Annotated in this window: 24 protein-coding genes; 3 read left to right on the top strand and 21 right to left on the bottom strand. The window is 69.6% G+C overall.

Annotated elements, in window-relative coordinates; all coding sequences use genetic code 11:
• Positions 1–501: 501 nt before the first annotated feature.
• From LZ009_RS20855 to LZ009_RS20915, 13 genes are all read right to left on the bottom strand, one after another.
• On the bottom strand, positions 502–1,998 hold the full coding sequence (locus LZ009_RS20855; RefSeq protein ID WP_275699908.1) for a DegQ family serine endoprotease: 1,497 nt from the start codon (positions 1,996–1,998) through the stop codon (positions 502–504).
• A 112-nt stretch (positions 1,999–2,110) separates the two neighbouring features.
• Positions 2,111–3,127, bottom strand: a complete 1,017-nt coding sequence (locus LZ009_RS20860; protein WP_275699909.1) for a MucB/RseB C-terminal domain-containing protein — start codon at positions 3,125–3,127, stop codon at positions 2,111–2,113.
• A gap of 10 nt (positions 3,128–3,137) precedes the next feature.
• Positions 3,138–3,713: a sigma-E factor negative regulatory protein gene (locus tag LZ009_RS20865; RefSeq protein ID WP_275699910.1), complete on the bottom strand. Its 576-nt coding sequence runs from the start codon at positions 3,711–3,713 to the stop codon at positions 3,138–3,140.
• Between the two features lie 26 nt (positions 3,714–3,739).
• On the bottom strand, positions 3,740–4,375 hold the full coding sequence (gene rpoE / locus LZ009_RS20870; RefSeq protein ID WP_275699911.1) for an RNA polymerase sigma factor RpoE: 636 nt from the start codon (positions 4,373–4,375) through the stop codon (positions 3,740–3,742).
• Between the two features lie 2 nt (positions 4,376–4,377).
• Positions 4,378–4,830, bottom strand: a complete 453-nt coding sequence (locus LZ009_RS20875; RefSeq protein WP_275699912.1) for a hypothetical protein — start codon at positions 4,828–4,830, stop codon at positions 4,378–4,380.
• A gap of 16 nt (positions 4,831–4,846) precedes the next feature.
• Positions 4,847–6,088 (bottom strand): beta-ketoacyl-ACP synthase II, encoded by a 1,242-nt coding sequence (gene fabF, locus LZ009_RS20880; RefSeq protein WP_275700072.1) that lies wholly within the window; start codon positions 6,086–6,088, stop codon positions 4,847–4,849.
• Positions 6,089–6,100: 12 nt separating this feature from the next.
• Positions 6,101–6,340 carry an acyl carrier protein gene (acpP, locus tag LZ009_RS20885; RefSeq protein ID WP_275699913.1) on the bottom strand — a complete coding sequence of 80 codons (240 nt, stop codon included), beginning with the start codon at positions 6,338–6,340 and terminating at the stop codon, positions 6,101–6,103.
• An 81-nt stretch (positions 6,341–6,421) separates the two neighbouring features.
• On the bottom strand, positions 6,422–7,171 hold the full coding sequence (fabG, locus tag LZ009_RS20890; RefSeq protein ID WP_275699914.1) for a 3-oxoacyl-ACP reductase FabG: 750 nt from the start codon (positions 7,169–7,171) through the stop codon (positions 6,422–6,424).
• Positions 7,168–8,112 (bottom strand): ACP S-malonyltransferase, encoded by a 945-nt coding sequence (fabD, locus tag LZ009_RS20895; RefSeq protein ID WP_275699915.1) that lies wholly within the window; start codon positions 8,110–8,112, stop codon positions 7,168–7,170. Before fabD ends, fabG begins: the two co-directional genes overlap by 4 nt.
• A 49-nt stretch (positions 8,113–8,161) precedes the next feature.
• A complete protein-coding gene (locus tag LZ009_RS20900; RefSeq protein WP_275699916.1) occupies positions 8,162–9,139 on the bottom strand; it encodes a beta-ketoacyl-ACP synthase III in 978 nt (325 codons plus the stop codon).
• Positions 9,140–9,144: 5 nt separating this feature from the next.
• Positions 9,145–10,188 carry a phosphate acyltransferase PlsX gene (gene plsX / locus LZ009_RS20905; protein WP_275700073.1) on the bottom strand — a complete coding sequence of 348 codons (1,044 nt, stop codon included), beginning with the start codon at positions 10,186–10,188 and terminating at the stop codon, positions 9,145–9,147.
• A 112-nt stretch (positions 10,189–10,300) separates the two neighbouring features.
• Complete coding sequence (gene rpmF / locus LZ009_RS20910) at positions 10,301–10,483, bottom strand: 50S ribosomal protein L32 (RefSeq protein ID WP_275699917.1); 183 nt, start codon at positions 10,481–10,483, stop codon at positions 10,301–10,303.
• Positions 10,484–10,626: 143 nt separating this feature from the next.
• Positions 10,627–11,175: a YceD family protein gene (locus LZ009_RS20915; protein WP_275699918.1), complete on the bottom strand. Its 549-nt coding sequence runs from the start codon at positions 11,173–11,175 to the stop codon at positions 10,627–10,629.
• Positions 11,176–11,200: 25 nt separating this feature from the next.
• Here LZ009_RS20915 and LZ009_RS20920 point away from each other — a divergent pair, with 25 nt between their 5' ends.
• Together LZ009_RS20920 and LZ009_RS20925 are read left to right on the top strand one after the other, a co-directional pair.
• On the top strand, positions 11,201–11,806 hold the full coding sequence (locus LZ009_RS20920) for a Maf family protein (RefSeq protein WP_275699919.1): 606 nt from the start codon (positions 11,201–11,203) through the stop codon (positions 11,804–11,806).
• Positions 11,806–12,564 carry an SAM-dependent methyltransferase gene (locus tag LZ009_RS20925; protein WP_275699920.1) on the top strand — a complete coding sequence of 253 codons (759 nt, stop codon included), beginning with the start codon at positions 11,806–11,808 and terminating at the stop codon, positions 12,562–12,564. The genes LZ009_RS20920 and LZ009_RS20925 overlap by 1 nt, the downstream gene beginning before the upstream one ends.
• A 1-nt stretch (position 12,565) precedes the next feature.
• On the opposite strand, the gene LZ009_RS20930 is transcribed toward LZ009_RS20925, so the two are convergent.
• The 4 genes from LZ009_RS20930 to LZ009_RS20945 are packed head-to-tail and all read right to left on the bottom strand — an operon-like array spanning position 12,566 to position 15,561.
• Positions 12,566–13,579: a S49 family peptidase gene (locus LZ009_RS20930; RefSeq protein WP_275699921.1), complete on the bottom strand. Its 1,014-nt coding sequence runs from the start codon at positions 13,577–13,579 to the stop codon at positions 12,566–12,568.
• On the bottom strand, positions 13,580–13,948 hold the full coding sequence (locus LZ009_RS20935; RefSeq protein WP_275699922.1) for a Rieske (2Fe-2S) protein: 369 nt from the start codon (positions 13,946–13,948) through the stop codon (positions 13,580–13,582).
• A complete protein-coding gene (locus tag LZ009_RS20940; RefSeq protein ID WP_275699923.1) occupies positions 13,941–14,600 on the bottom strand; it encodes an HAD family hydrolase in 660 nt (219 codons plus the stop codon). The genes LZ009_RS20935 and LZ009_RS20940 overlap by 8 nt, the downstream gene beginning before the upstream one ends.
• Positions 14,581–15,561: an RluA family pseudouridine synthase gene (locus LZ009_RS20945; protein ID WP_430300401.1), complete on the bottom strand. Its 981-nt coding sequence runs from the start codon at positions 15,559–15,561 to the stop codon at positions 14,581–14,583. The genes LZ009_RS20940 and LZ009_RS20945 overlap by 20 nt, the downstream gene beginning before the upstream one ends.
• Before the next feature lie 505 nt (positions 15,562–16,066).
• On the opposite strand from LZ009_RS20945, the gene LZ009_RS20950 reads away from it, so the two are divergent.
• Complete coding sequence (locus tag LZ009_RS20950) at positions 16,067–19,342, top strand: Rne/Rng family ribonuclease (RefSeq protein ID WP_275699925.1); 3,276 nt, start codon at positions 16,067–16,069, stop codon at positions 19,340–19,342.
• A gap of 91 nt (positions 19,343–19,433) precedes the next feature.
• Here LZ009_RS20950 and LZ009_RS20955 read toward each other — a convergent pair whose 3' ends face one another.
• Genes LZ009_RS20955 through hemC form a run of 4 tightly spaced genes read right to left on the bottom strand, consistent with a single transcriptional unit; the run spans position 19,434 to position 23,464 of the window.
• Positions 19,434–20,687 carry a heme biosynthesis protein HemY gene (locus LZ009_RS20955; RefSeq protein ID WP_275699926.1) on the bottom strand — a complete coding sequence of 418 codons (1,254 nt, stop codon included), beginning with the start codon at positions 20,685–20,687 and terminating at the stop codon, positions 19,434–19,436.
• Between the two features lie 8 nt (positions 20,688–20,695).
• Positions 20,696–21,781, bottom strand: a complete 1,086-nt coding sequence (locus LZ009_RS20960) for a uroporphyrinogen-III C-methyltransferase (protein WP_275699927.1) — start codon at positions 21,779–21,781, stop codon at positions 20,696–20,698.
• Entirely contained in the window at positions 21,778–22,533 is a 756-nt protein-coding gene (locus LZ009_RS20965) for a uroporphyrinogen-III synthase (RefSeq protein WP_275699928.1), read from the bottom strand. The genes LZ009_RS20960 and LZ009_RS20965 overlap by 4 nt, the downstream gene beginning before the upstream one ends.
• Positions 22,534–22,540: 7 nt before the next feature.
• Positions 22,541–23,464 (bottom strand): hydroxymethylbilane synthase, encoded by a 924-nt coding sequence (hemC, locus tag LZ009_RS20970; protein WP_430300405.1) that lies wholly within the window; start codon positions 23,462–23,464, stop codon positions 22,541–22,543.
• Positions 23,465–23,474: the final 10 nt, after the last annotated feature.

Consider the following 23,474-nt stretch of genomic DNA (forward strand, 5'->3'; position numbering starts at 1 on the left):
ACGTTCAAGTGATTGATTCAAAAGGCGCGCACAAAGAAAAAAGGGCGCGCCCTGAAGGTGACGCGCCCTAAACCAACAATCTATGGCAACTGCGATAGTTGGAACTTCATTGTAGGCAAAACGGGCCGGGCGTACAGCCGGAAGGGCACTCCAACTGGGCCGTTGCGGGCGGGCCACGCGCAGGTTATTCACAACTTTTCAACAATTTCGGTGGAGGGTCGGGGGGACAAGTTGTGGGCCGCCTGTGGATGCGCCGGGAAGACCCCGGAACCATCCCGCATCGTGGTGGGACGGGCTGCCGATATGCCGCAATGCTTGCGTCTCGACCGTGGATTCTATCGAAAAACGTCGTTAAGACCGGTCTCAAGTTAGCGTGGGCCAACTTCAAACCGGAACAATGCCCTGACAATTTTTTTTCCGGCCCTGTCTTTTTTTGACCAGCGGTCGGTTCAAAGCCCCAGTCCCCCATGGGGGCTTGGGGCTTTTCCTCACAGGACCCGGCTAGCCGCGGGCCGGGCGGATCAGCAGGTAGGTGGCCAGTTCGCCGCGGCGCAGCAGCACCGGGATCGCCTTGCTCTTGTCGACCCGCGCCACCACCGCGTCGAATTCCTTCACGTTGGCGATCTCGGTGTTGCCGATCGCCACGATGATGTCGCCCTCGCGGATGCCGGCGCGCTGCGCGGCCTCCGTCACGGCGTCGACGCGCACGCCGCCCTTCACCTTGGCTTCGCGCTTCTGCGCTTCGGTGAGCTCGCCCACCTGCAGGCCCAGCGAGGCCGCGGCGGGCGAAGCCTTGGGCCGGTCTTCCGGCGCGGAGCTCGGGCGCGTGGCCCGCGTCGCCACCTTTTCCGGCTCGAGTTCGGCGATGGTCACCGGCAGCTCCCGGGACGCGCCGCGGCGGAACACCGTGACGGTCGCCTTGGAGCCGGGCTTGGTGTTGCCGACGAAACGCTGCAGGTCCGTGGCGCGCTCGATCGTGGTGCCGTTGAACTTGGTGATGATGTCGCCCGCTTCCACGCCCGCCTTGTCGGCCGGCGAGCCGGCTTCCACGCTGCGCACCATCGCGCCTTGCGGGCGGCCCAGCCCGATCGACTCGGCCACGTCCTTGGTGACCTGGTCGATCTGCACGCCGATGCGGCCGCGCGTGACGCGCCCGCTGGTGCGCAACGCTTCGGAGACGCGGATCGCCTCGTCCATCGGGATCGCGAAGGAGATGCCCATGAAGCCGCCGGAGCGCGAGTAGATCTGGCTGTTGATGCCCACCACCTCGCCGCGCAGGTTGATCAGCGGGCCGCCCGAGTTGCCGGGGTTGATCGCGACGTCGGTCTGGATGAAGGGCAGGTAGTCGCCGGTGTCGCGGCCCTTGGCGCTGACGATGCCGGCGGTGACGGTGTTCTCCAGCCCGAAGGGCGAGCCGATGGCCATCACCCACTCGCCCACCTTCAGCTTGGTGACGTCGCCCACGCGCACGGCGGGCAGGCCGGTGGCTTCGATCTTCACCACGGCGACGTCGGTGCGCTTGTCGGCGCCGATGATCTTCGCCTTGAACTCGCGCTTGTCGGTCAGCGTCACCAGCACTTCGTCGGCGCCTTCGACCACGTGCGCATTGGTCATCACGTAGCCGTCGGGCGTCAGGATGAAGCCGGAGCCCACGCCGCGCGGCTGTTCCTCGTCGGGATCGGCGCCGCCGCCGCCGCCGCGCGGGTTCGGAGCGGGCCGGCGCGGCTGGTTCGGCTGGTTGGGGCTGGGCATGGGCACGCCGAAGAAGCGCCGGAAGAACTCCTGCATCTCCTCGTCCATCTGGCCCTGCGCGCCGCCGGCACTGGCACGGACCTTCTCCATCGTTCGGATGTTGACCACCGCGGGGCTCACCTGCTCCACCAGCTCGGTGAAATCAGGCAGCGAGCGCGGCTGCGGCGCCGATTGCGCGAACGCCGCGGCGCCGCTCAGCGCCAGCGACGCGGCAAAGGCGTACTTCTTCCAGTCCATGCGGAACATACGAGGCTCTCCAGGCAGGTTTCGAATCACCAATAGCAGAGATTAAAGCGCAGCGCCCTGGTTCAGCGTCAGCCAAAGACGCTACACGCGAATCCCGCCCCAGGTGGGGGCTTTACCGGCGGCGCTCAAGGCTGAGCGCGAAAGCCTTCAGCGTCTGCGCGGGGACTTCGCCCACGGCGGTGATCCACCAGTCCTGCATCCGCCGGGTGAGCGTGTTGGTGGCGCCGCTGGTGAACACGCCTTCCTGCTGGTGGCGGCGGCCGTCGTAGCTCTCGACGAACAGCGACACGGAGGCAAGGCCGTCCGAGAAGATCCACTGGAGCACGCCTTCCGCGGGGCGCTTGTAGCAGCTCATCGGCCGGAAGCCGGGAACCTGGGCCTTCAGCGACCAGCCTTCGGCGGCGGCGGTGGTCTTCAGGGCATCGGGCTTCTCGACCCGCCAGCCCTCGGGCACGGCCATCATCTGCGACAGCTTGGCGATGCGCACGGGCGCGTCGAGCTGGAGCTCGGAGAAGGCGGCCTGTTCCAGCACGTTGCCCTGGTCGTCCAGCGTCTGCAGCTTCACGACCAGCCCGCTCTTCTTCTCGCTCCAGATCCGGTAGCCGAAGCGCATCGGGTCCTTGGGGGCGACGGAGATGACGTCGGCGTCGTAGCCGGCCACGCGGTCGCTGCCCAGGCGGCGGGCGGCGTAGAACTCGGGAATGGCGGTCTCGCCCGGGTTCAGCGGCTCGGGGAAGATGCCGAAGGACTCGCGCCGTTCGCTCTTGACCGTGCGCGACTCGGGCACGAAAGTCAGCACCTCGTCGTCGCGGCGGAAGGTCTGGCGCGCCGGGCCGGTCAGCGTCTCGACCCGGTCCACCTGGCGCTGGCCGTCACAGGCGTGCCAGATGCGCGCGCTGGACATCCCGCCGTTGCTGGAGGAGACCACGAAGGTGCCGATGTAGCTGCGCTGGCGCGAGGCCTCGTGCATGCGCGAGAGCCATTCGCTGATGGTGCGCTCGCCCTTCTCGTCGCCGCGGCCCGCCGGGCCGGCCTGGGCCGCGCCCAGGCCCAGCGTGCCGGCGGCCCACAGGACCAGCAGGCCGTGGGCCAGGCGCTGGCGTGCGATGCGGAAGGGGACGGGCTTCATCCTCGGGCCCTCAGCGGGCCGGTCCCTCGAAGGTGGCATTGCGCAGGAAGCCCGAAGGGGCCTGCAGCGCGGTGGCGCCGCCGAACTGGCGGTGCGCCTGCAGCAGCTGGTCGAGGCGCGGGTCGCGGATCATGGCCGCGGCGCGCGGATCGGAGGCGGCAGCCACCGGCAGCACGCCGGCCGGCGCGGCGGCCAGCTGCGGGCCGGCGGCCGGGCCGACGCCCGCGGTGCCCCAGACGTTCCAGCCGACGGCGGCAACCGCCGCCACCGAGGCCACGCCGGCCACCAGCTTCCAGCGCCAGTCGTTGGCGGCCGCGTGGCCGGAGGGCCGCACGGCGGCCACGGCCATCACAGGAGCAGCCACGTGGGCGGGCTCCTGCTGCAGGCGCGCCTGCAGCTTGGCCAGGAATTCACCCTGCGCGCTGCCGCCGCAGGCCTGGCCGGAGCGCAGCACCTCGCCGATCACGCAGTAGGCCTGCCAGGTGGCGCGTCCGTCCTCGCTGGCGGCCGCATCCACGCCACGCGCGAGTCCGTCGCCGCGCAGCTGTCCGTCGGCCAGGGCCGAAATCAATTCCCGCTTGTCCATCTTTTGCAATGTATCCATATGCCGCCTTACCACCGCTTGCCCGACTGGTTTTCGAGCATGGGTTTCACCTTGGCCGAAATCGCCTCGCGCGCCCGGAAGATCCGGGACCGGACGGTGCCTATCGGGCAATTCATCACTTCCGCGATCTCTTCATAGCTCAAACCCTCGATCTCGCGCAGCGTCACCGCCTGGCGCAGTTCCTCGGGCAAGGCCTCCATGGCAGAGTTCACCGTGGCAGCAATTTCCTTCGCGGCCAACACCGTTTCGGGCGTTTCCGCGGAGGTTAGTTCGTTCTCCACGCCGGAAGTTTCTTCATCATCATCGCCGCCGCGCAGGGAACTCTCGGACACCACCGGATCTCGCTTGAGGTCGACCAAAGCTTTTTTCGCGGTATTGACGGCGATCCGGTACAGCCAGGTGTAGAACTGGGCCTCGCCGCGGAACTGGGCGAGGGCCCGGTAGGCCCGGATGAAGGTTTCCTGCGCGATGTCCTGGACCAGGTCGGTGTCGCGGACCATCCGGCCTATGAGGCGTTCGATGCGGCGCTGGTACTTGATGACCAGCAGTTCGTAGGCCTTCTGGTCGCCGGCCACCGTGCGTTCCACCAGCACCAGGTCGGTGTCGGAAGGCGAAGGTGCGGGAGCGGCGGGAGTCTTGGTCATCGTTATGCCACCGGCGGCCCGCCGTGGGACGCTGCGGTGGTGGTGCGCGAATATAGCGCACGGCGCAGCGCATCCCAGTGGGACACGGCCGCGTCCCGCTCGGCCCATAGCCAAAGCGGGCGGCCCTGTTCAGGCGTCCATCGCAGCAGCATGCGGGCCTGCAGGTCGAGGGCCAGGTGCGGTTGCCCGGCCACGCTGTCATCGCCTTGTTGCCAGCGCCAGGCGCCGCCGTCCCAGGCGAGGTTTCCGGCGGGGGAACGCAGCCAGCCGGCCAGCGCGGCGAAGCCGGCGGCGGCCAGCACGCCGGCGGCCAGCAAGTGGCGCCAGCCCGGGATGGGCGTCGTGAGGGTCCAGGCCAGGAGGGCGGCAGCGCCCAGCAGCCACACCGTCCCCAGCAAGGCGCCGGCAAAGCGGCTGCGCCCCACCGGATAGGTCACCGATGGGGCCGCATGCATTGCTCTGGAACCGGCTTCAGATCTTCTTGAAGACCAGCGTGCCGTTGGTGCCGCCGAAGCCGAAGTTGTTCTTCAGCGCGTAATCGATCTTCAGGTCCCGCGCCGTGTTGGCGCAGTAGTCCAGGTCGCACTCCGGGTCCTGGTTGAAGATGTTGATCGTGGGCGGGCTTTTCTGGTGGTGGATGGCCAGCACCGTGAAGACCGACTCGATGCCGCCGGCGCCGCCCAGCAGGTGGCCGGTCATCGACTTCGTGGAATTCACCACGGTCTTCTTCGCGTGGTCGCCCAGCGCCAGCTTGAGGGCGTTGGTCTCGTTGATGTCGCCCAGCGGCGTGGACGTGCCGTGCGCGTTGACGTAGTCGATCTGGTCCGGGTTGATCCCGGCATTCTTCACAGCGGCCACCATCGAGCGGCGCGGGCCGTCGACGTTGGGCGCGGTCATGTGGAAGGCGTCGGCGCTCATGCCGAAGCCGGCCAGTTCCGCGTAGATCTTCGCGCCGCGGGCCTTGGCGTGCTCGTACTCCTCGAGCACCAGGACGCCGCCGCCTTCGCCCAGCACGAAGCCGTCGCGGTCCTTGTCCCAGGGACGGGACGCGGTCTCGGGCGAATCGTTGCGGGTGGACAGCGCGCGGGCCGCGGCAAAGCCGCCGATGCCCAGCGGGGAGACGCAGGACTCGGCCCCGCCGGCCACCATGACGTCGGCGTCGCCGCTCTCGATCATGCGGGCCGACACGCCGATGGCGTGCAGGCCGGTGGTGCAGGCCGTGACGATCGCGATGTTGGGGCCCTTGAAGCCGTACTTGATGGAGACGTGGCCCGAGATCATGTTGATGATCGACGCCGGCACGAAGAAGGGCGAGATGCGGCGCGGGCCGCGGTTCACCATTTCGCTGTGGGTCTCCTCGATCATCGGCAGGCCCCCGATGCCCGAGCCGATGTTGACGCCGATGCGCGTGGCCAGCTCGTCACCGAGCGCCTCGCCTTGCGGCAGGCCGGCATCCTCCACCGCCTGGCACGCTGCGGCCAGACCCAGGTGGATGAAGCGATCCATGTGCCGGGCTTCCTTCTCCGGCATGTAGTCCGTGACCTGGAAGTTCTTGACCTCGCCGGCGAACTTGCACGCCAGTGCGCTCGTGTCGAAGGACTTCACCAGGGCGATGCCCGTCCGGCCTGCGACGAGGTTCTCCCAGGACTCGGCAACGGTGTTCCCGACCGGGCTCACGCAGCCCAGGCCCGTCACGACGACGCGGCGGCGCATGCTCATGCTGGCTCAGGCCTTCTGGTGCTGGCTGGCGTAGTCGACGGCGTTCTGCACCGTGGTGATCTTCTCGGCGTCTTCGTCCGGGATCTCGATGCCGAACTCGTCCTCGAGGGCCATGACCAGTTCCACCGTGTCCAGGGAGTCCGCGCCGAGGTCGGCCACGAAGGCCTTTTCATTGGTGACCTGGGACTCTTCCACGCCGAGCTGCTCGGCGATGATTTTTTTGACACGTGCTTCGATATCGCTCATGGTTTCCCTCAAAGGGTTTGTGATTAAGTCCGCGATTTTAAGCCGGGCGGAGATTCCGGCTGGGTAGGCCTGGACCCACGGTCAGGCCATGAACATTCCGCCGTTGACGTGGATCTCTTGCCCGGTGACGTATCCGGCCTGGGGGGAAGCCAGGAAAGCGACCGCGTGGGCGATGTCCGCCGGCTTGCCCAGGTGGCCCAGCGGGATCTGGCCCAGCAGCGCTTTCTGCTGGTCTTCCGGCAGCGCGGCCGTCATGTCGGTCTCGATGAAGCCGGGCGCCACGCAGTTGACCGTGATGCCGCGGCTGCCGAGTTCGCGCGCCAGGGCGCGGGTCATGCCGGCCACGCCCGCCTTGGCAGCGGCGTAGTTGGCCTGGCCGGGATTGCCCGAGGCACCCACCACGCTGGTGATGCTGACGATGCGGCCATAGCGCTGCTTCATCATGGTCCGCATCACGGCGCGGCTCATCCGGAAGACGGCCTTCAGGTTGGTGTCCAGCACCGCATCCCAGTCCTCGTCCTTCATGCGCATCGCCAGCGTGTCGCGGGTGATGCCGGCGTTGTTCACCAGCACGTGCAGCGCGCCATGCTCCTTGGCGATGCCGTCGATCAGGGCCTCGGCCGCCTTGGCGTCGTTGACGTTCAGGTTGGCGCCCTTGCAGCCGGCGTACTGGGACAGCGCCTCGGTGATCTTGGCGGCCCCGTCGTCGGTGGTGGCGGTGCCGATCACCTTCATGCCGCGCGCCGCCAGTTCGTGCGCGATGGCCGCGCCGATGCCGCGCGAGGCGCCGGTGACCAGGGCGACCTGGCCGTGCAGGGTGGTGTTGCTCACGCCAGCAGCCCTTTCACTTCGGCCAGCGTGGCCGGGTCGTACAGCGCCGCGGCCTCCAGCTCGGGAACGATGCGCTTGGCCATGCCGGCCAGCACCTTGCCGGGGCCGCATTCGACCAGCGTCGTCACGCCGCGCTCGCGGATGGCGCGCACGCACTCGACCCAGCGCACCGGGCCGAAGGCCTGCTCATAGAGCGCCGCGCGGATGCGATCCGGGTCGCTCTCGGCCTGGACCTCGATGTTGTTGATCACGGGGATCTTCGGCGCCTGCAGCGCCGTGGCGGCCAGGCGCTCCTTGAGCTTCTCGGCCGCCGGCTTCATCAGGCTGGAGTGGAAAGGCGCGCTCACCGGCAGCAGCAGCGCGCGCTTGGCGCCCATGCCCTTGAGGATCTCGCAGGCCTTGTCGACGCCGGCCCTGGAGCCGGCGATCACGGTCTGCATCGGGTCGTTGAAGTTGACCGCTTCGACCACTTCGCTGTTGTCCAGGGCGCGCTGCGCCTCGGCGCAGCCTTCGATGACGCGCTGGGCATCCATGCCCAGGATCGCCGCCATCGCGCCGGTGCCCACGGGCACGGCTTCCTGCATGGCCTGGGCGCGGAAGCGCACCAGCGGCGCGGCATCCTTCAGCGCCAGGGCGCCGGCGCAGACCAGCGCGGAATACTCGCCCAGCGAGTGGCCCGCCATCACGGACGGCTCGGCGCCGCCTTCGGCGCGCCAGGCGCGGTAGGCCGCCACGCCCGCCACCAGCATCACGGGCTGGGTGTTGGTCGTCAGGGCCAGGGCTTCCTTGGGGCCTTGCTGGATCAGCGTGGCCAGGTCTTCGCCCAGGGCATCGGAGGCTTCCTGGAGCGTTTCCGTGACGGCGGGATGGCCGGCCCAGGCATCGAGCATGCCGACCGATTGCGAACCCTGGCCGGGAAAGACGAAAGCGAACGTTTTCATGGAATGAGTCGTCCTTGTTGTCGGGAGGAGGCGCGCGCCGCGGCCTGGATCAGAAGTCCAGGAGCACCGCGCCCCAGGTGAAGCCGCCGCCCACGCCTTCGAGCATCAGCGTGTCGCCCTTCTTCACCTTGCCGCTGCGCACCGCGTCGTCCAGCGCCAGCGGGATCGAGGCGGCGGACGTGTTGCCATGCTCGTGCACGGTCACCACCAGCTTCTCGAGCGGCATCTTCAGCTTCTTGGCCGTGCCCTGCATGATGCGGATGTTGGCCTGGTGCGGGATCAGCCAGTCGATGTCGGCCTCGGTCTTGCCCGCCTTCTTCAGCGTGGCCCGCGCCGCGTCTTCCAGCACGCCGACGGCGAGCTTGAACACGGCCTGGCCGTCCATCTTGAGCAGCGGGTCGCCCAGCACCTTGCCGCCCGCGACCGTGCCAGGGACGCACAGGATGCCGACGTGCTTGCCGTCGGCATGGAGGTCACTGGCCAGGATGCCGGGGGTGTCGGAAGCTTCCAGCACCACGGCGCCGGCGCCGTCGCCGAACAGCACGCAGGTGGTGCGGTCGTTGAAATCGAGGATGCGCGAGAAGACCTCGGCGCCGATCACCAGCGCCTTGCTCGCGCTGCCGGTGCGGATCATCGCGTCGGCCACCGTCAGCGCATAGACGAAGCCGCTGCACACGGCCTGCACGTCGAAGGCGGGACAGCCGGCGATGCCCAGCTTGTTCTGCAGGATCGCGGCGGAGGACGGGAACACCATGTCCGGCGTGGACGTGGCGACGATGATCAGGTCGATGTCACCCGCCTGGCGCCCGGCCGCCTCGAGCGCGCGCCTGGCCGCCTCGACGCCCAGGTCGCTGCTGGTGACCTCGGGCGCGGCGAAGTGGCGCGCCCGGATGCCGGTGCGCTCCACGATCCACTGGTCGGAGGTCTCCACGCCCTTGGCGGCAAGCTGCGCCGCCAGGTCCGCGTTGGTCACGCGCTGGGGCGGCAGGAAGCTGCCGGTGCCCGTGATCCGGGAATATCTGCTCATTGTGCTCAGGTGGTCGCTTCGACCGGTTCGCCTTCGGCGCCGACCAGGAGGGGTCGGGCATGGGCAATCCGGGCCTGGACGCGGTCCAGCAAGTTGTTTCGGGCCGCATCATAAGCGCGGTTGAGGGCCTGCTCGAAAGCCAGTTCGTCCGCGGACCCGTGGCTCTTGAACACCAGCCCGCGCAGGCCCAGCAGGGCCGCGCCGTTGTAGCGGCGGTAGTCAACGCGCTTTTTGAACGCAGATAGCACCGGCAAGGCGACAATTGCCGCAAGTTTGGTGACGGCGTTGCGCGAAAACTCTTCTTTCAGGAAGCCGCCGATCATCGACGCCAGGCCTTCGCTGGTCTTCAGCGCCACGTTGCCAACGAAGCCGTCGCAGACGACGATCTCGGTCGTGCCCTTGAAGATGTCGTTGCCTTCGACGTTGCCGTAGAAATTGAGATCGCCGGTGTTGGCTGCAGAACGCAGCAATTCGCCGGCTTTCTTGATCACTTCATTGCCCTTGATGACCTCTTCGCCGATGTTCAGCAGGCCGACCGAAGGGCTGTTGTTGTCCGAAAGCGCCGCCACCAGGGCCGAGCCCATCACGGCGAACTGCAGCAGGTGCTGCTCGGTGCAGTCCACATTGGCGCCCAGGTCCAGGACGGTGGTGGCGCCGCCCTTGGCATTGGGCAGGTGGGAGGCGATCGCCGGTCGGTCGATGCCGTCCAGCGTCTTCAGCAGGTAGCGGGCCACGGCCATCAGCGCGCCGGTGTTGCCGGCGGAAACCGCGGCCTGGGCGTCCCCGGACTTCACCTGCTGGATGGCCACCCGCATCGAAGAGTCCTTCTTCTTGCGCAGGGCCACTTCGACGGCGTCGTCCATGGTCACCACCTCGGAGGCAGGAACCACGCGGGCACGGGGATGCTGAAAGGATTCGAGGGCGGCAGGGGCGCCGACGAGGAGCAACTGCGCTTCGGGGTGCGTCTCCAGGAACTGCCGGCAGGCAGGGAGCGTCACCCGGGGGCCATGGTCGCCCCCCATGCAGTCGACGGCGAGGGTCGTTGTCATGGCCTGCAATGTAGAGCCAAAACGGGCGATTTCCGGGCCAGAGAAAACAAAGGCCCGAACTGCGCGTTCACGCAGCCGGGCCCGGCCCCCTGGGGGACTCCCGCAGCGACGCTCAGGCGTCTTGCTTGGTCTTCACGACCTTGCGGCCGCGATAGAAGCCCGTCGGGCTGATGTGGTGGCGCAGGTGGGTTTCGCCGGTGGTCGGCTCGACCGCGATGCCCGGCGTGACCAAGGCATTGTGCGAACGGTGCATGCCGCGCTTGGAAGGCGACTTCTTGTTTTGCTGGACAGCCATGATGGGCTCCTGGAATCGGCCGGCTACCCGGGGGCAGCTGGGGGTTGATCGGTTGGTTGAAGCGCAGGACGGTCGGCGGGCGCAGGACTGGCCTGCATGCCGGTTCGGCGCGAAGCCCACGATTATAGCCCAAAGCGTTCTTCCTAGCTCTTGCCGGTCTTGAGCCGGCCCAGGAGGGCGAAGGGATGCTCTTTTTCCGGCTGCGCCGCCTCGAAGTCGGGGTCGACGGCGGACATCTTCACGGGCTCGGGGCAGACGTCGTGCCGCGGGGCCACCGGCACTTCCATCAGCAGTTCGTCCTCCACCAGTTCCAGCAGGTCGAAGGCCCGCGACAGCGCCAGGATGTCCTCCTCCGCCTCGTCGTCCTCCTTGGCCGCCGTGGCTTCGTCGGCCACGAAACGGAAGGAGCGGCTCACCTCCAGCGGCACGTCCACCGGGTTCAGGCAGCGCTGGCAGACCATGGGCAGGCTGGCTTCGGCCTCCAGGTGCACCCAGATGTCCGGGTGGACGTGGCGGGCGTTGTGCATCTCGCCGCGCGCGCCCCAGTGCACGACGCGTTCCGCGGCCTCCGTGCCTTCGGTCTCGGCCAGCAGGCGGCGAAAGCGGGGCAGCTTGTCGTCCACCGAGAGTTCTGCGCCCTCCTCGGCGAAACGGCGCACGTCCAGGCGGTGCGGGTCGAAGTCCTTGGCCATGAATCCAGTGTAAGAGAATCGGCGGATGCCGCAGTTCCATGCTGACTCAGCCGCACGCACGCTGGTGCTGGGCTCGACCTCCGTCTACCGCCGCGAACTGCTTTCGCGCTTGCAGGTCCCTTTCACGGTCGAGGCACCGCACGTCGACGAGACACCGCAAGCCGGTGAACTCCCCGATCCCCTGGCGCGGCGCCTGGCGGAGGCCAAGGCGCGCTCCGTGGCCGAACGCCATCCCGCGGCGATCGTGATCGGCTCCGACCAGGTGGCGGACCTCGACGGCGAACCGCTCGGCAAGCCGGGCAACCATGCGAATGCCGTGGAGCAACTGACCCGCATGAGCGGCAAGGTGGTGGTCTTCCAGACGGCGCTGAGCGTCGTGTGCCTGGAAAGCGGTTTCGCGCAGCACGACCTGGCCGCCGTGCGCGTGCGCTTCCGCGAGCTGTCGCGCGAGGAGATCGAAGCCTACCTGCACAAGGAGCAGCCTTACGACTGCGCCGGCAGCGCCAAGAGCGAAGGCCTGGGCATCGCACTGCTCGATGCCATCGACAGCGACGATCCCACCGCCCTCGTGGGACTGCCCTTGATCCGCACCTGCCGCATGCTGCGCGCTGCCGGCCTGCGCGTGTTCTGATGGCCGGGCGCCTCTTCCTCGTTCCCACGCCGCTGGACTTCGGCTGCGCGCAAATCGTGCCGATCCGGGAGACGCTGCCGGACGGAACCATCGCGGCGGCCGCCGGCATCACGCACTGGATCTGCGAGAACGCGAAGTCGGCCCGCGCCTTCCTCAAGCGGGTGGGCGAAGTGCAGCCGCTCGCCCTGCCCCTGCAGCAGCAGCAGATCGCGGAGTTGCCGCGCGAGGTGCACAAGAAGGGCGACCACGGACCGGCGGCTTTCGACGCCAGGCCCTTGCTCCAGGCGGCGCTGGAGGGGCACGACGTCGGCTTGGTGAGCGAAGCGGGCATGCCGGCGATCGCCGACCCCGGATCGTCGGTAGTCCGGGCGGCGCACGAACTCGGGCTGCAGGTGGTGCCGCTGGCGGGTCCGGTGTCGCTGCTGCTGGCGCTGGCGGCCAGCGGCCTCAACGGGCAGAACTTCGCCTTCGTCGGCTACCTGCCGCAGGACGCCACGGCGCGCGCATTGCGCCTGAAGGAGTTGGAATCCCTGGCGCTGCGCACCGGCCAGGCGCAGCTGTTCATCGAGACGCCTTATCGCAACCAGGCCTTGTGGCAGGCGCTGGTGCAGCAGCTCAAGCCCACCACGCGCATCGCGGTGGCCAGCGGCCTGACCTTGCCCTCGGCGATGTGCCGCAGCGCGAGCGCCGCGTCCTGGAAGAAGGAAACCGTCCCGGTGACGAACGACGTCCCGGCCGTGTTCGCCGTCGGGATGTGAACTAGCGCAGCGGCTGGACCGCCTTCAGCGCCTTCACCGCCCCGTCGCCGACCGCGGCGCCGAACTTCTTGGCGAGGCGCTCGGCCACGTTCTCGCGGCGGGTGTAGTCGACCAGTTCTTCCGCCTTGATCACCTCGCGCGCGACGTAGTCCAGGTTGCCCAGCTGGTCGGCCAGCCCGAGTTCCACGGCCTGCTGGCCGGTCCAGAACAGGCCGCTGAACAGCTCCGGCGTTTCCTTCAGGCGCTTGCCGCGGCCAGTGCGCACCACGTCGATGAACTGGCGATGCACCAGGTTCAGCATTTCCTGCGCATGCGCCTTCTGCTTCTCGGTCTGCGGGCTGAAGGGATCGAGGAAGCCCTTGTTCTCGCCCGCCGTCATCAGGCGGCGCTCGATGCCCAGCTTGTCCATCAGGCCGACGAAGCCGAAGCCTTCCATCAGCACGCCGATGCTGCCGACGATGCTGGCCTTGTCGACGAAGATGCGGTCGGCCGAAGCGGCGATGTAGTACGCGGCCGAGGCGCAGGACTCTTCCACCACCGCGTACAGCGGCTTCTTGTACTTGGCCTTCAGGCGCTTCAATTCATCGTTGATGATGCCGGCCTGCACCGGGCTGCCGCCCGGCGAGTTGATCAGCAGCACGACGCCCTGCGCGCCGGCGTCCTCGAAGGCCGCCTTGGCCGCGGCGACGATGAATTCGGCGCTGGCTTCCTGCTTGGGGCCGATCTCGCCCTCGATCTCGATCACCGCGGTGTGCGGCGTGGCCTTGTCGGTCGCCGGCGTGCCGCGGTAGGTCAGCGTCCAGATCAGGAAGATGAAGAAGGCCAGCCAGGCCAGGCGGACGAAGGCGCGCCAGCGGCGGGCCGTCTTCTGTTCCTCCAGCGTGGCGAAGAGGAGCTTCTCCATCGTCGCGCGCTCCCAGCCGGGCTCCGCGGCCTTCACGACAGGCGCCGGCGCGGCGGTGGGCGGCGGCGTCGGCTCGGGGGAGTTCGTTTCGGGAAAGACAGGCTCGGTCATCTAGAACTCTAAAGGTTGCAGGTTGAAGGCAGTATGCCAGTGCACCACGCCGCCGCTCTCGGTGAGCGCGATCTTGACCAGCCCGCCGCGGCAAGGGCCGCCGGCGCAGGCGCCGGTGTCCGGCTGGTAGACCGCGCCGTGCGTGCCGCACAGCAGCCAGCGGCCGCTGTCGTCGAAGAAGCGATTGGGCTGCCAGTCCATTTCCATGGCGACGTGCGCGCAGCGATTGAGGTACGCGTGCGCCTGGCCGTGCCAACGGATGGCAAAGGCGCGGCAGGTCTGGCCGCCGTAGACCACGTCGAAAGGCACGGCGAGGCCGCCCTCCTCCAGGTCGGCGGAGTTGCAAAGGGCGACCAGGCCGTCAGCCATGGGCCAGCAGCCAGTCGTGCAGTTCGCGCACGGAATGCACCACGCTGCGCGGCTGGAGCGCCTCGAAGCCATGCGGCTCGTGCGCCCCGTAGGTGACGCCCACGCTGGCGCAGCCCGCGTTCAGCGCCATCTGCAGGTCGTGGGTGGTGTCGCCGATCATCAGCGTGCGCTCGGGCGCGATGCCGAATTCTTCCATCAGCTCGAGCAGCATCTTCGGGTCCGGCTTGCCGGCGGTCTCGTCGGCGGTGCGCGAACCGTGGAACACCGACTTCAGTTCCACCGTCTGCAGCACTTCGTCGAGGCCGCGGCGCGACTTGCCGGTGGCCACCGCCAGCAGGTGATCGCGCCCGCGCAGGTCGGCCAGCATGGGCAGCACGCCGGTGAACAGGTTCAGGTCGTCCTTGTGCGAGAGGTAGTGGTGGCGGTAGCGCGCGCCCAGCTCCTGGTAGCGCTCGCGCGGCACGTCGGGCGCGGCATGGGCCAGCGCTTCCATCAGCCCCATGCCGATCACGTAGGCCGCGGCGGTGTCGGTCGGCGTGGCGCCGCCGACGTCGGTGACGGCCTGCTGGATGCAGCGCACGATGATCCGGGTGGAATCGAACAGCGTGCCGTCCCAGTCGAAGGCGATCAGGTCAAACTGGCGCGGACGCATGGCTCACGAATTTCTGCAGTTCGGGGGGCAAGGGGGCTTGCAGCGCGACGCGCTCGCCGCTGGCGGGATGGTCGAACTGTAACCGCCAGGCATGCAGGAACATGCGCTTGAGGCCCTGTTTCTGCAGGGCCTTGTTGCGCTCGAAGTCGCCGTACTTGTCGTCGCCGGCGATCGGATGACCCTGGCTGGCCAGGTGCACGCGGATCTGGTGGGTGCGGCCGGTCTTGATGGTGACTTCGAGGAGGCTGAAGCCCGGCAGGCCTTGCTGCACTTTCACCAGCGTCACCGAGCGCATGCCGTCCGGGTCGTCCTTGGCCACCACCTTCACCCGCCGCTCGCCGTCGGCCAGCAGGTACTTGTGCAGCGGCAGGTCGATCACCTTCTTGTTGCCCGGCCAGGCGCCTTCGACCAGCGCCAGGTAGGTCTTGCCGGTTTCGCGATCGCGGAACTGGTCCTGCAGCCTGGTGAGCGCCGAGCGCTTCTTGGCGACCAGCAGGATGCCGGAGGTTTCCCGGTCCAGCCGGTGCACCAGCTCCAGGAATTTCGCGGCCGGCCGGGCCTGGCGCAGCTGCTCGATCACGCCGAAGCTCACGCCGCTGCCGCCATGCACGGCCACGCCAGCGGGCTTGTCGATGGCCAGCAGGTGCTCGTCTTCGTAGATCACCGGGAATTCACGCGCCGGCGCCGGTTTTTCCAGCTTTTCGGCCGCTTTCTCGGACAGGCGCACCGGCGGCACCCGCACCACGTCGCCGATCTCGACCCGGGTATCGGCGCCGGCCCGGCCCTTGTTCACCCGGACTTCGCCCGAGCGGATGATGCGGTAGACGTGCGTCTTGGGCACCCCCTTGAGGACGCGGATCAGGAAGTTGTCCAGGCGCTGGCCCGCGGATTCCTCCCCGATGGTCATGAATTTGACTTCAGCGCTTGCGGGGGGCGCTTCGCCCCCTATAATCTGTTTCACTAGCGTTACGCTGTAAGTGGTTGATTTGGCTGGCAGTTTAGTCCACCCCCACCACTGAGCACGCTGGCAGGTCGATGCCACCGGCACCGCACCGCGCAGATTCCGGGCCAAAGCCCGTCGTGGCGCGGGCGGCGCCGGCCAAGCCCGGCTCTTCGAAACACTGAACGGAATTCAAGTCCTCCAGCTACAACCGACGCTGGGGGGCGGATCAAAGCGAGAACAACGGTGCTGATGGTGTTCCTCCTGGCATTCTGGCGCTGGCTCCTGCCGGCGCCCGCCATGCAGGCCCCATGGCCCCTCGTCGGCGTCACTCCCTCCGCAGCCATTGCGGACCGCCGCCGGCGCCAGCTCGCCCCCATCCCTGTGCCCTCGCGACGGCTGCTGAGCTAGCAAGCTCACGCAGCCGCATCGCACTCCGGCAATTCCCTAAGTTTCGAAGCGTCAGTCAGGCACCGAAGTCCGCGCCCCCAACCGGGCGCGCTTGAGGTTTGAAGGAGTGACGCGAATGAAGCGGATGCTGATCAACGCCACGCAGGCGGAAGAACGCCGGCTGGCCATCGTGGACGGGCAGAAACTGCTCGACTACGAAATCGAAATCGAAGGGCGCGAGCAGCGCAAGGGCAACATCTACAAGGCGGTCGTGACGCGGGTCGAGCCCTCGCTCGAGGCCTGCTTCGTCGACTACGGCGAAGACCGCCACGGCTTCCTGCCGTTCAAGGAAATTTCCAAGCAGTACTTCGCCCAGGGCGTGCCGGTCTCGCAGGCGCGGATCAACGACGTCATCAAGGAAGGCCAGGAACTGCTGGTCCAGGTGGAAAAGGAAGAGCGCGGCAACAAGGGCGCGGCGCTCACCACCTTCATCTCGCTGGCCGGCCGCTACGTCGTGCTGATGCCCAACAACCCGCGCGGCGGTGGCGTCAGCCGGCGCATCGAGGGCGACGACCGGGCCGAGCTCAAGGAGAACATGGACCAGTTGGAGTACCCCAACGGCATGTCCATCATCGCCCGCACGGCCGGCATCGGCCGCAGCGCCCCCGAGCTGCAGTGGGACCTGAACTACCTGCTGAAGCTGTGGACCGCCATCGAGGGCGCGTCCAAGGGCGGCAAGGGCGCCTTCCTGATCTACCAGGAATCCAGCCTGGTGATCCGCGCGATCCGTGACTACTTCAATCACGACATCGGCGACATCCTGATCGACACCGACGACATCTACGACCAGGCGCACCAGTTCATGGCGCACGTGATGCCGGAACACGCGCAGCGCGTGAAGCGCTACCGCGACGACGCGCCGCTGTTCAGCCGCTTCCAGATCGAGCACCAGATCGAATCGGCCTACGCCCGCGAAGTGAAGCTGCCCTCGGGCGGCGTGATCGTCATCGACCACACCGAAGCGCTGGTCTCCATCGACGTCAACTCGGCGCGCGCCATCAAGGGCGGCGACATCGAGGAGACGGCGACCCGCACCAACCTCGAAGCGGCCGACGAAGTGGCCCGCCAGATGCGCCTGCGCGACCTGGGCGGCCTGATCGTCATCGACTTCATCGACATGGAAGAGTCGAAGAACCGCCGCGAAGTGGAAAACCGCCTGCGCGACGCGCTGCGGCAGGACCGCGCCCGCGTGCAGTTCGGCTCCATCTCCAAGTTCGGCCTGATGGAAATGAGCCGCCAGCGCCTGCGCCCGGCCCTGTCCGAAGGCGCGTCCATCCCCTGCCCGCGCTGCGGCGGCCACGGCCACATCCGCGACACCGAGAGCTCGGCCCTGCAGATCCTGCGGATCATCCAGGAAGAGTCGATGAAGGACGGCACCGCCGCCGTGCACGTGCAGGTGCCGGTGGAAGTCGCTTCCTTCCTGCTGAACGAGAAGCGCGCCGAGATCGCGAAGATCGAACTGAAGCAGCGCATCGGCGTGCTGATGGTTCCCAACAAGACGCTGGAAACCCCCAACTACCGCCTGGAGCGCCTGAAGCACGACGACGCGCGCCTCGACAACCTGAAGGCCAGCTACCACATGGCCGAGGAGATCGAGGACCCGACCGCCGTGACGCGCCGCTCGCACGAGCGCACCAACAAGCAGGAACCGGTGATCAAGGGCGTGCTGCCCGACGCGCCGGCGCCGATGCCGCTGCCCAAGCCGCCGGTGCAGGAGCCGGTGGCACGCGCTGCCGCGCCGGTGCAGGCGCCCGCGCCCGCGCCGGTGGCCCGTCCGGCCGCCGCGCCGGCGGAAACCGGCTTCTTCTCCTGGATCAAGAGCGTGCTGGGCATGGGCCCGGCGGCCGAACCGGCGCCCGCGCCGGCCCCGGTTGCGGAGGCGCGCCGCGAAGAGAAGCGTGGCGATGGCCGCGGCGAGCGTGGCGAGCGCGGTGGCCGGGACGGCCGCCGGGGCGATGGCCGCGGCGAGCGCGGCGGCCGCGGTGGCCGTGGCGGTGAAGGCCGGCGCGACGGCGAACAGCGGCGCGAGCGCGCGGCCGCGGAAGGCGGCGAGGGCCAGCAAGGCCAGCGCGGTGAAGGCCAGCGCGGCGAACGCGGCGAGGGCCAGGGCCGGCGCGAGCGCGGTGAACGTGGCGAGCGCGGTGAGCAGCGCGGTGAGCGTGGCGAACAACGGGGCGAGCGGCGCGAGCGCGACGTGAGCGCCGGCGGCGAAGGCCGCGAACAGCGCGGCAGCCGCGAAGGGCGCGAGCCGCGTGAGGGCCGCGAGCCGCGTGAAGCGCGCGAACAGCGCGAGCCGCGCGAGGGCCGCGAAGCCCGCGACCAACGCGAACCGCGTGAAGCACGCGAACCGCGCGAAGGCCGCGAAGGCCGCGAGGGTCGTGAAGGTCGTGAGCAGCGCGAGCCGCGTGAAGCCCGCGAAGGCCGTGAGCAACGCGAGCCCCGCGCGCCGCGCGAAGGAGAAGACAACCGCGAGCCGCAGGAAAGCCGCGAGCGTTTCGAGGCGCGCAAGCGCCGCGAAGCACGCGAGGCCGCCGAGGCGCGCGGCGAGGTGCTGCCGCCCGACAACCTGCTGGATGCCGGCGCCGCCGAGGACGCGGCGCAGGATCGTCCGCGCGGTGAGCGTGGCGAGCGCGGCGAAGGCCGGCGCGACGGCGGCCGCCGTGAACGCGGCGAGCGCCGCCCGCGCGACGGCGCGCCGCAGGACGGCAAGCTCGAGGCCGATGCCCTGGCCGGCGCCGCCGGTTCGGTCGGCGCGGTCACTGAGTCGGCCGACCCGCAGCTGCCGCCCGGCGCCAATCCGGTGCTGGAGTCGCACACGCACTTCGACGACAGCCGTCCGGCGGCGGGCGCCGATGGCGCCGACGGCGAAGGCCGCCGCCGCTCGCGCGACCGCTACGGGCGCGATCGCCGCGAACGTGGCGGCGACCGCGGCGAACGCAGCGAGCGTCCGGCGCAAGCCGAGATCGTGACCGGCGCCGAAGTCTCGGCCGCCGAGCAGGAAGTCTTTGCCGGCCACGCGCCGGCGCCGGTGGAGCACCATGCGCCGCGTGCGGAAGCACGCGCGCCGGTCGCCGCCCCGGCTCCCGCCGAAGCCGTGCAGGCGAAGACGCTGCCGCGCGTGCAGCCCTTCCAGCTGCCGGTCGACGAGCTGAAGAACGTCGCCGAAGGCTCGGGCCTGCAGTGGGTGGGTTCCGATGCCGACAAGATCGCCGCCGCCCAGGCCGCGATGGCGGCCGAGCCCAAGCCGGTGCACGTGCCGCGCGAGCGGCCGCCGGTGGTGGAAACCGACGAAGGGCCGCTGGTGCTGGTGGAGACCAAGCGCGACCTGCGGAACCTGCAGCTGCCGTTCTGAGCGGCTTGCTGCCAATGAAAAAGGGCGCCTCCGGGCGCCCTTTTTGTTTGTCGTAGGGTGGGGTCGCTTCGCGACCCCACCACCGTGCGGCTTACTCCCCCGCCGCCCGCTTCCACGCCTGCGCCGCGGCCGACTCGTCCGACCGCTGCTCGGCCAGTTCCGCCAGCGCCCGCCAGGCATTGCGATGCAGGCCCGCATCCTGCAGGCCCAACGCCGCCTGCGTCAGCAGCTGCTGCGCCTTGCCCCACAGCTGCCGCTTCATGCAGGCCATGCCGGCGAGGTATTGCAGGGTCGCGTCGCGCGGGTTCGCCTTCTGCGCCGCCTCGATGCGCGCGAGCCAGCCGGCGTCGAGCGCGCCCAGGCCCTCCTCCAGCGCGCACACCAGCTTCACGCGCAACGCGTCGCCCAGTTCCGACTGCGCCTCCCACACCGGCAGCAGCCAGTCGCGGGCCAGGTGCGCGTCGCCGCGAAGGAACAGCAGGCGCTGCGAGGCGTGGATCGCCACCTCGGGAATCGTGCGCTCCGCCGGCTCCAGCAGGCTCCAGGCCCGCTGCAGCTGCGCGACGTCGTACGCGCCGTTGAGCAGATCGATGGCCAGTCCGCGCACGATGCTGCGCGCCGCCACCGGCGAGAAGGCATGGTGCTTGGCCAGCAGGCGGGCCGTCTCCAGCGCCTCGCGCGCCTGGCCGGCCTGGCGCGAGGCCTTCAGCCGCGTGCGCAGCGACAGCGTGCGGCGCGCCGCACCCTGCGGCAGGCCCTTGAGCCACTGCATCGCCGATTCGGGTTCGCGGTCGTCCAGCGACCAGCGCGCCGCGCGCATCAACGCGCCTTCGCGCGTCTCCTGGGCGTCGCGCGCCTGCACGTGTTCCAGCGCCTGCTTCAGGTGGTCTTCGCGGCCGGCGCGGTCCTGCAAGGCATGCGCGCTCTCGGCGGCGAGCAGGTGCGCGATGGCGCGCAGCTGGCCCGCGTTGGCCGGCTTCTGGCCGGACGCGGTGAGCGAGCCTTCCTGCTGCAGCACCGCCTCCGCGGACTTGCGCGCGCGGATGAAGCGTCCGGCCAGCATGTGCGACAGCGCGTCGAGCAGCGACGCGTAGAGCGTGCGTTCCTTCTGCTGCGTGCGCCAGCGCAGCGCCTGCCGCGGCAGGTCGAACAGCGCCGACAGCGCGCGCAGCGCCGCGTGCAGGAACACGAAGGCGGCCACCAGCAGCAGCACGACCAGGTTCAGGGAAACGTCGACCCGGTATGGCGGCCAGAACAGCGTGACCGTGCCTTGGTTGTTGCCGGCAAACAGCGCGCCCGCGACGGCGATGCCGAACAGGGCCAGGAGCCAGAGCGCGGCGCGCATGGCGGCTCCTACTTCCCGGCGGCGGCCGTTGCCAGCGCCGCCAGGGTCTCGTCGATGCGGGGCAGCTCCACGGTGCGCAGCTGCGCCTGCACCTGCTGCATCTGCGCGGCCGTGGCCTGCGTGCGGCGCGAGGACGGGTCGAAGTATTTCTGCAAGGCGGCCACCGCGGCGGCGATGTCGGCCCGCGCCGCATCGTTCTGGCGCGCCAGCAGCGACAGGCGCGCGTTCAGCAGCTTCAACTTGAGGTTCTCGCGCAGGAAAAAGGCCTGCTCGGGGGCGAGCAGCGCCGCCTCGGGCTGGTCGATGCGGCTCACGCGCACCAGGCCGCGGGCTTCCTCCAGCACGGTGTCGCGCGCCTTCTGCCACCAGAGCACCGGCCCAGGGGCCGCCGGCGCGGAAGCGTGCTTGCGGGCGGTCTCCGCGATGGCGGGGCTGGGCACGGCGTTGGCCAGCGGCAGGTCGTCGACCTGGCGCACCAGTTCGTCCAGGCGCGCCAGCACGCCGGGCACGTCGGTGACGCTCGCCTGGCGGATCCGCACGCTGTCGCGGCCGACCGCGGCCTGCAGGCGCGCGAGGCGCGGCTGCGCGGCGCGCGAGAGCCGGTCGTCGGCGCTGCGCAGCGCGGCCAGCAGGGGTTCGGCGCTGCCGGTGAGCTGGGTCTGCTGCTGCGCGAGGCGCAGGGCGGACTCGATGTCCACCACCAGGTTCTCGTCGCGCGAACGCGAGAGGCTTTGCATCAGTTCTTCGAGCTGGGTGCGCTGCAAGGCGACTTCGCTGACGCGCGACTCGAGCACGACCTGGCGGGCGGCCGCATCGCGGGCGATGTCCTGGGCCTGCCGCGCCAGGGCGCGGGCCTCGATGGCGTTTGCGCCGCTGTCGGCGCTCTGGCGCGCCAGCTGTTCCTGGATGCCGCCCAGCTTCTGCCAGAGCAGCAGGCACGCCAGCAGCGCACCGCCGGCCAGGGCAACCAGCACCAGCAAGGTGGCGCGCGAGACCGTGGCGCTTCGTCCGGCCGCGGCAACGGCCGGAACCGGGGCCACCGGCAAGGGCGGCGACGGCAACTCGGACGGCGGCAACTCGGGCGTCGAACTCATCGGCTCGATTCTATCGACGCCACCACGTCCGGCAGGCCCGGCCGGCATTGCTGCACGTAACCAAACCCCAACGCCTGCACGGCCTGCGCGATGCGCGGATGGGTTGCCAGCGCGCGCGCTTTGCTCCAATCCTGCCCGGGCAGCAACTGCGCGAGGTTGCGGGCCGCCTCCGAGCTGCTGAAGAGCCAGCAATCGCCGGCCGCGGCGCGCGCCTGCGCCACGTCCTGCTCGCTCCAGGCGGGGATGCCGCGCGCGTAGGCCGCGACTTCGTCCACGCCCACGCCGCCCGCCGCCAGCTGTTGCGACAGCCATTCGCGTCCCTGCGAGCGGCCTTCGGCATCGGCGCCGCGCACCAGCAGCAGCCGGCTGCCCGGCGCCAGCCGGCCGCGCACCTCGGCCCACAGGCTTTCGGAATCGAACTGGGCGGCGTCCGGCGCGGGCGCATCGATCTGCGCCGGCGGCACGCCGGCTTCCCGCAAGGCCTCGGCCGTCGCCGGCCCCGGCGCCCAGGCCCGCGGCCCATCCTGCGGCCAGGACGCGCCGGCCGCGAAAAATCCATGCACCGCATTCGCGCTCACGAACATCACGGCGCCATGGCGATCCAGTGAATCCCAGGCGTCGGCCAGGGACTGCGCGTCCGGGGCCGGGGTGATGGCGATCAAGGGCAAGGCGATGGCGTCGTGGCCGCGTTCGCGCAACTGCGCGACCCACTGCGCCGCCTCGCGCGCCGGCCGCGTGACGACCACGCGCATCACGCGCTCAGTGGGCGCCGCCGGCGCGCAGCCGTGCCGCCACGTGCGTGCCGACGGCAGCGGCCTGCTCGACATCGGCGACCACTTCGGCGGAACGCGCCTGCACCAGCGGTGCCGGCGCATCGGGGTTGCCCCAGGCCGCCGTCAGCTGCAGGTACTCGCCGTCGAAGTGCGCATGCGCCGCCAGCGGCATGGAGCAGCTGCCGCCCATGGCCCGGCTCACGGCGCGTTCGGCCGCGACGCAGAGCGCCGTCGCATGGTGTTCCAGCGGGGCCAGCGCGGCGATCACATCGGCGCGATTGCTGCGCACCTCGATGCCCAGCGCGCCCTGGCCGGCCGCCGGCAGCATCTCGGTGGGTTCGAAGAACTGGCGGATGCGCTGCGGCAGGCCCAGGCGCTTCAGGCCGGCGGCCGCGAGCACGATGGCGTCGTAGCCGCCTTCGTCCAGCTTGCGCAGGCGCGTGTCGAGGTTGCCGCGCAGCGGCTCGATCTTGAGGTCGGGCCGCTGGGCGCGCAGCAGCACCACGCGGCGCAGGCTCGACGTGCCGACCACCGCGCCGTGCGGCAGGTCGGCCAGCGTGGCGTACTTGTTCGAAACGAAGGCATCGCGCGGGTCCTCGCGCTCCATCACGCAGGCGAGGGTGAAGCCTTCGGGCAGGTCCATGGGCACGTCCTTCAGGGAGTGCACCGCGAGGTCGGCCCGGCCTTCTTCCAGCGCCGTCTCGAGCTCCTTCACGAACAGGCCCTTGCCGCCCACCTTGGACAGCGAGCGGTCCAGGATCTGGTCGCCCTTGGTCGTCATCCCGAGCAGGCTCACCTGGTGGCCGCGCTGCTCCAGCAAGGCCTTGACGTGTTCCGCCTGCCAGAGGGCGAGCCGGCTTTCACGGGTAGCGATGATGAAGTGGGCCAAGGCTCGTAACCTGTTCGTAATCGGGCGGGGG

The organism is Ramlibacter paludis, from assembly GCF_022012305.1.
Lineage (GTDB): Bacteria > Pseudomonadota > Gammaproteobacteria > Burkholderiales > Burkholderiaceae_C > Ramlibacter > Ramlibacter paludis.

Excerpts from the sequence above, each read along its gene's own strand:
- LZ009_RS20855 (WP_275699908.1), bottom strand. The coding sequence starts at position 1,998 with ATGTTCCGCATGGACTGGAAGAAGTACGCCTTTGCCGCGTCGCTGGCG.
- LZ009_RS20860 (WP_275699909.1), bottom strand. The coding sequence starts at position 3,127 with ATGAAGCCCGTCCCCTTCCGCATCGCACGCCAGCGCCTGGCCCACGGC.
- LZ009_RS20865 (WP_275699910.1), bottom strand. The coding sequence starts at position 3,713 with ATGGACAAGCGGGAATTGATTTCGGCCCTGGCCGACGGACAGCTGCGC.
- rpoE (WP_275699911.1), bottom strand. The coding sequence starts at position 4,375 with ATGACCAAGACTCCCGCCGCTCCCGCACCTTCGCCTTCCGACACCGAC.
- LZ009_RS20875 (WP_275699912.1), bottom strand. The coding sequence starts at position 4,830 with ATGCATGCGGCCCCATCGGTGACCTATCCGGTGGGGCGCAGCCGCTTT.
- fabF (WP_275700072.1), bottom strand. The coding sequence starts at position 6,088 with ATGCGCCGCCGCGTCGTCGTGACGGGCCTGGGCTGCGTGAGCCCGGTC.
- acpP (WP_275699913.1), bottom strand. The coding sequence starts at position 6,340 with ATGAGCGATATCGAAGCACGTGTCAAAAAAATCATCGCCGAGCAGCTC.
- fabD (WP_275699915.1), bottom strand. The coding sequence starts at position 8,112 with ATGAAAACGTTCGCTTTCGTCTTTCCCGGCCAGGGTTCGCAATCGGTC.
- LZ009_RS20900 (WP_275699916.1), bottom strand. The coding sequence starts at position 9,139 with ATGAGCAGATATTCCCGGATCACGGGCACCGGCAGCTTCCTGCCGCCC.
- plsX (WP_275700073.1), bottom strand. The coding sequence starts at position 10,188 with ATGACAACGACCCTCGCCGTCGACTGCATGGGGGGCGACCATGGCCCC.
- rpmF (WP_275699917.1), bottom strand. The coding sequence starts at position 10,483 with ATGGCTGTCCAGCAAAACAAGAAGTCGCCTTCCAAGCGCGGCATGCAC.
- LZ009_RS20915 (WP_275699918.1), bottom strand. The coding sequence starts at position 11,175 with ATGGCCAAGGACTTCGACCCGCACCGCCTGGACGTGCGCCGTTTCGCC.
- LZ009_RS20920 (WP_275699919.1), top strand. The coding sequence starts at position 11,201 with ATGCCGCAGTTCCATGCTGACTCAGCCGCACGCACGCTGGTGCTGGGC.
- LZ009_RS20925 (WP_275699920.1), top strand. The coding sequence starts at position 11,806 with ATGGCCGGGCGCCTCTTCCTCGTTCCCACGCCGCTGGACTTCGGCTGC.
- LZ009_RS20930 (WP_275699921.1), bottom strand. The coding sequence starts at position 13,579 with ATGACCGAGCCTGTCTTTCCCGAAACGAACTCCCCCGAGCCGACGCCG.
- LZ009_RS20935 (WP_275699922.1), bottom strand. The coding sequence starts at position 13,948 with ATGGCTGACGGCCTGGTCGCCCTTTGCAACTCCGCCGACCTGGAGGAG.
- LZ009_RS20940 (WP_275699923.1), bottom strand. The coding sequence starts at position 14,600 with ATGCGTCCGCGCCAGTTTGACCTGATCGCCTTCGACTGGGACGGCACG.
- LZ009_RS20950 (WP_275699925.1), top strand. The coding sequence starts at position 16,067 with ATGAAGCGGATGCTGATCAACGCCACGCAGGCGGAAGAACGCCGGCTG.
- LZ009_RS20955 (WP_275699926.1), bottom strand. The coding sequence starts at position 20,687 with ATGCGCGCCGCGCTCTGGCTCCTGGCCCTGTTCGGCATCGCCGTCGCG.
- LZ009_RS20960 (WP_275699927.1), bottom strand. The coding sequence starts at position 21,781 with ATGAGTTCGACGCCCGAGTTGCCGCCGTCCGAGTTGCCGTCGCCGCCC.
- LZ009_RS20965 (WP_275699928.1), bottom strand. The coding sequence starts at position 22,533 with ATGCGCGTGGTCGTCACGCGGCCGGCGCGCGAGGCGGCGCAGTGGGTC.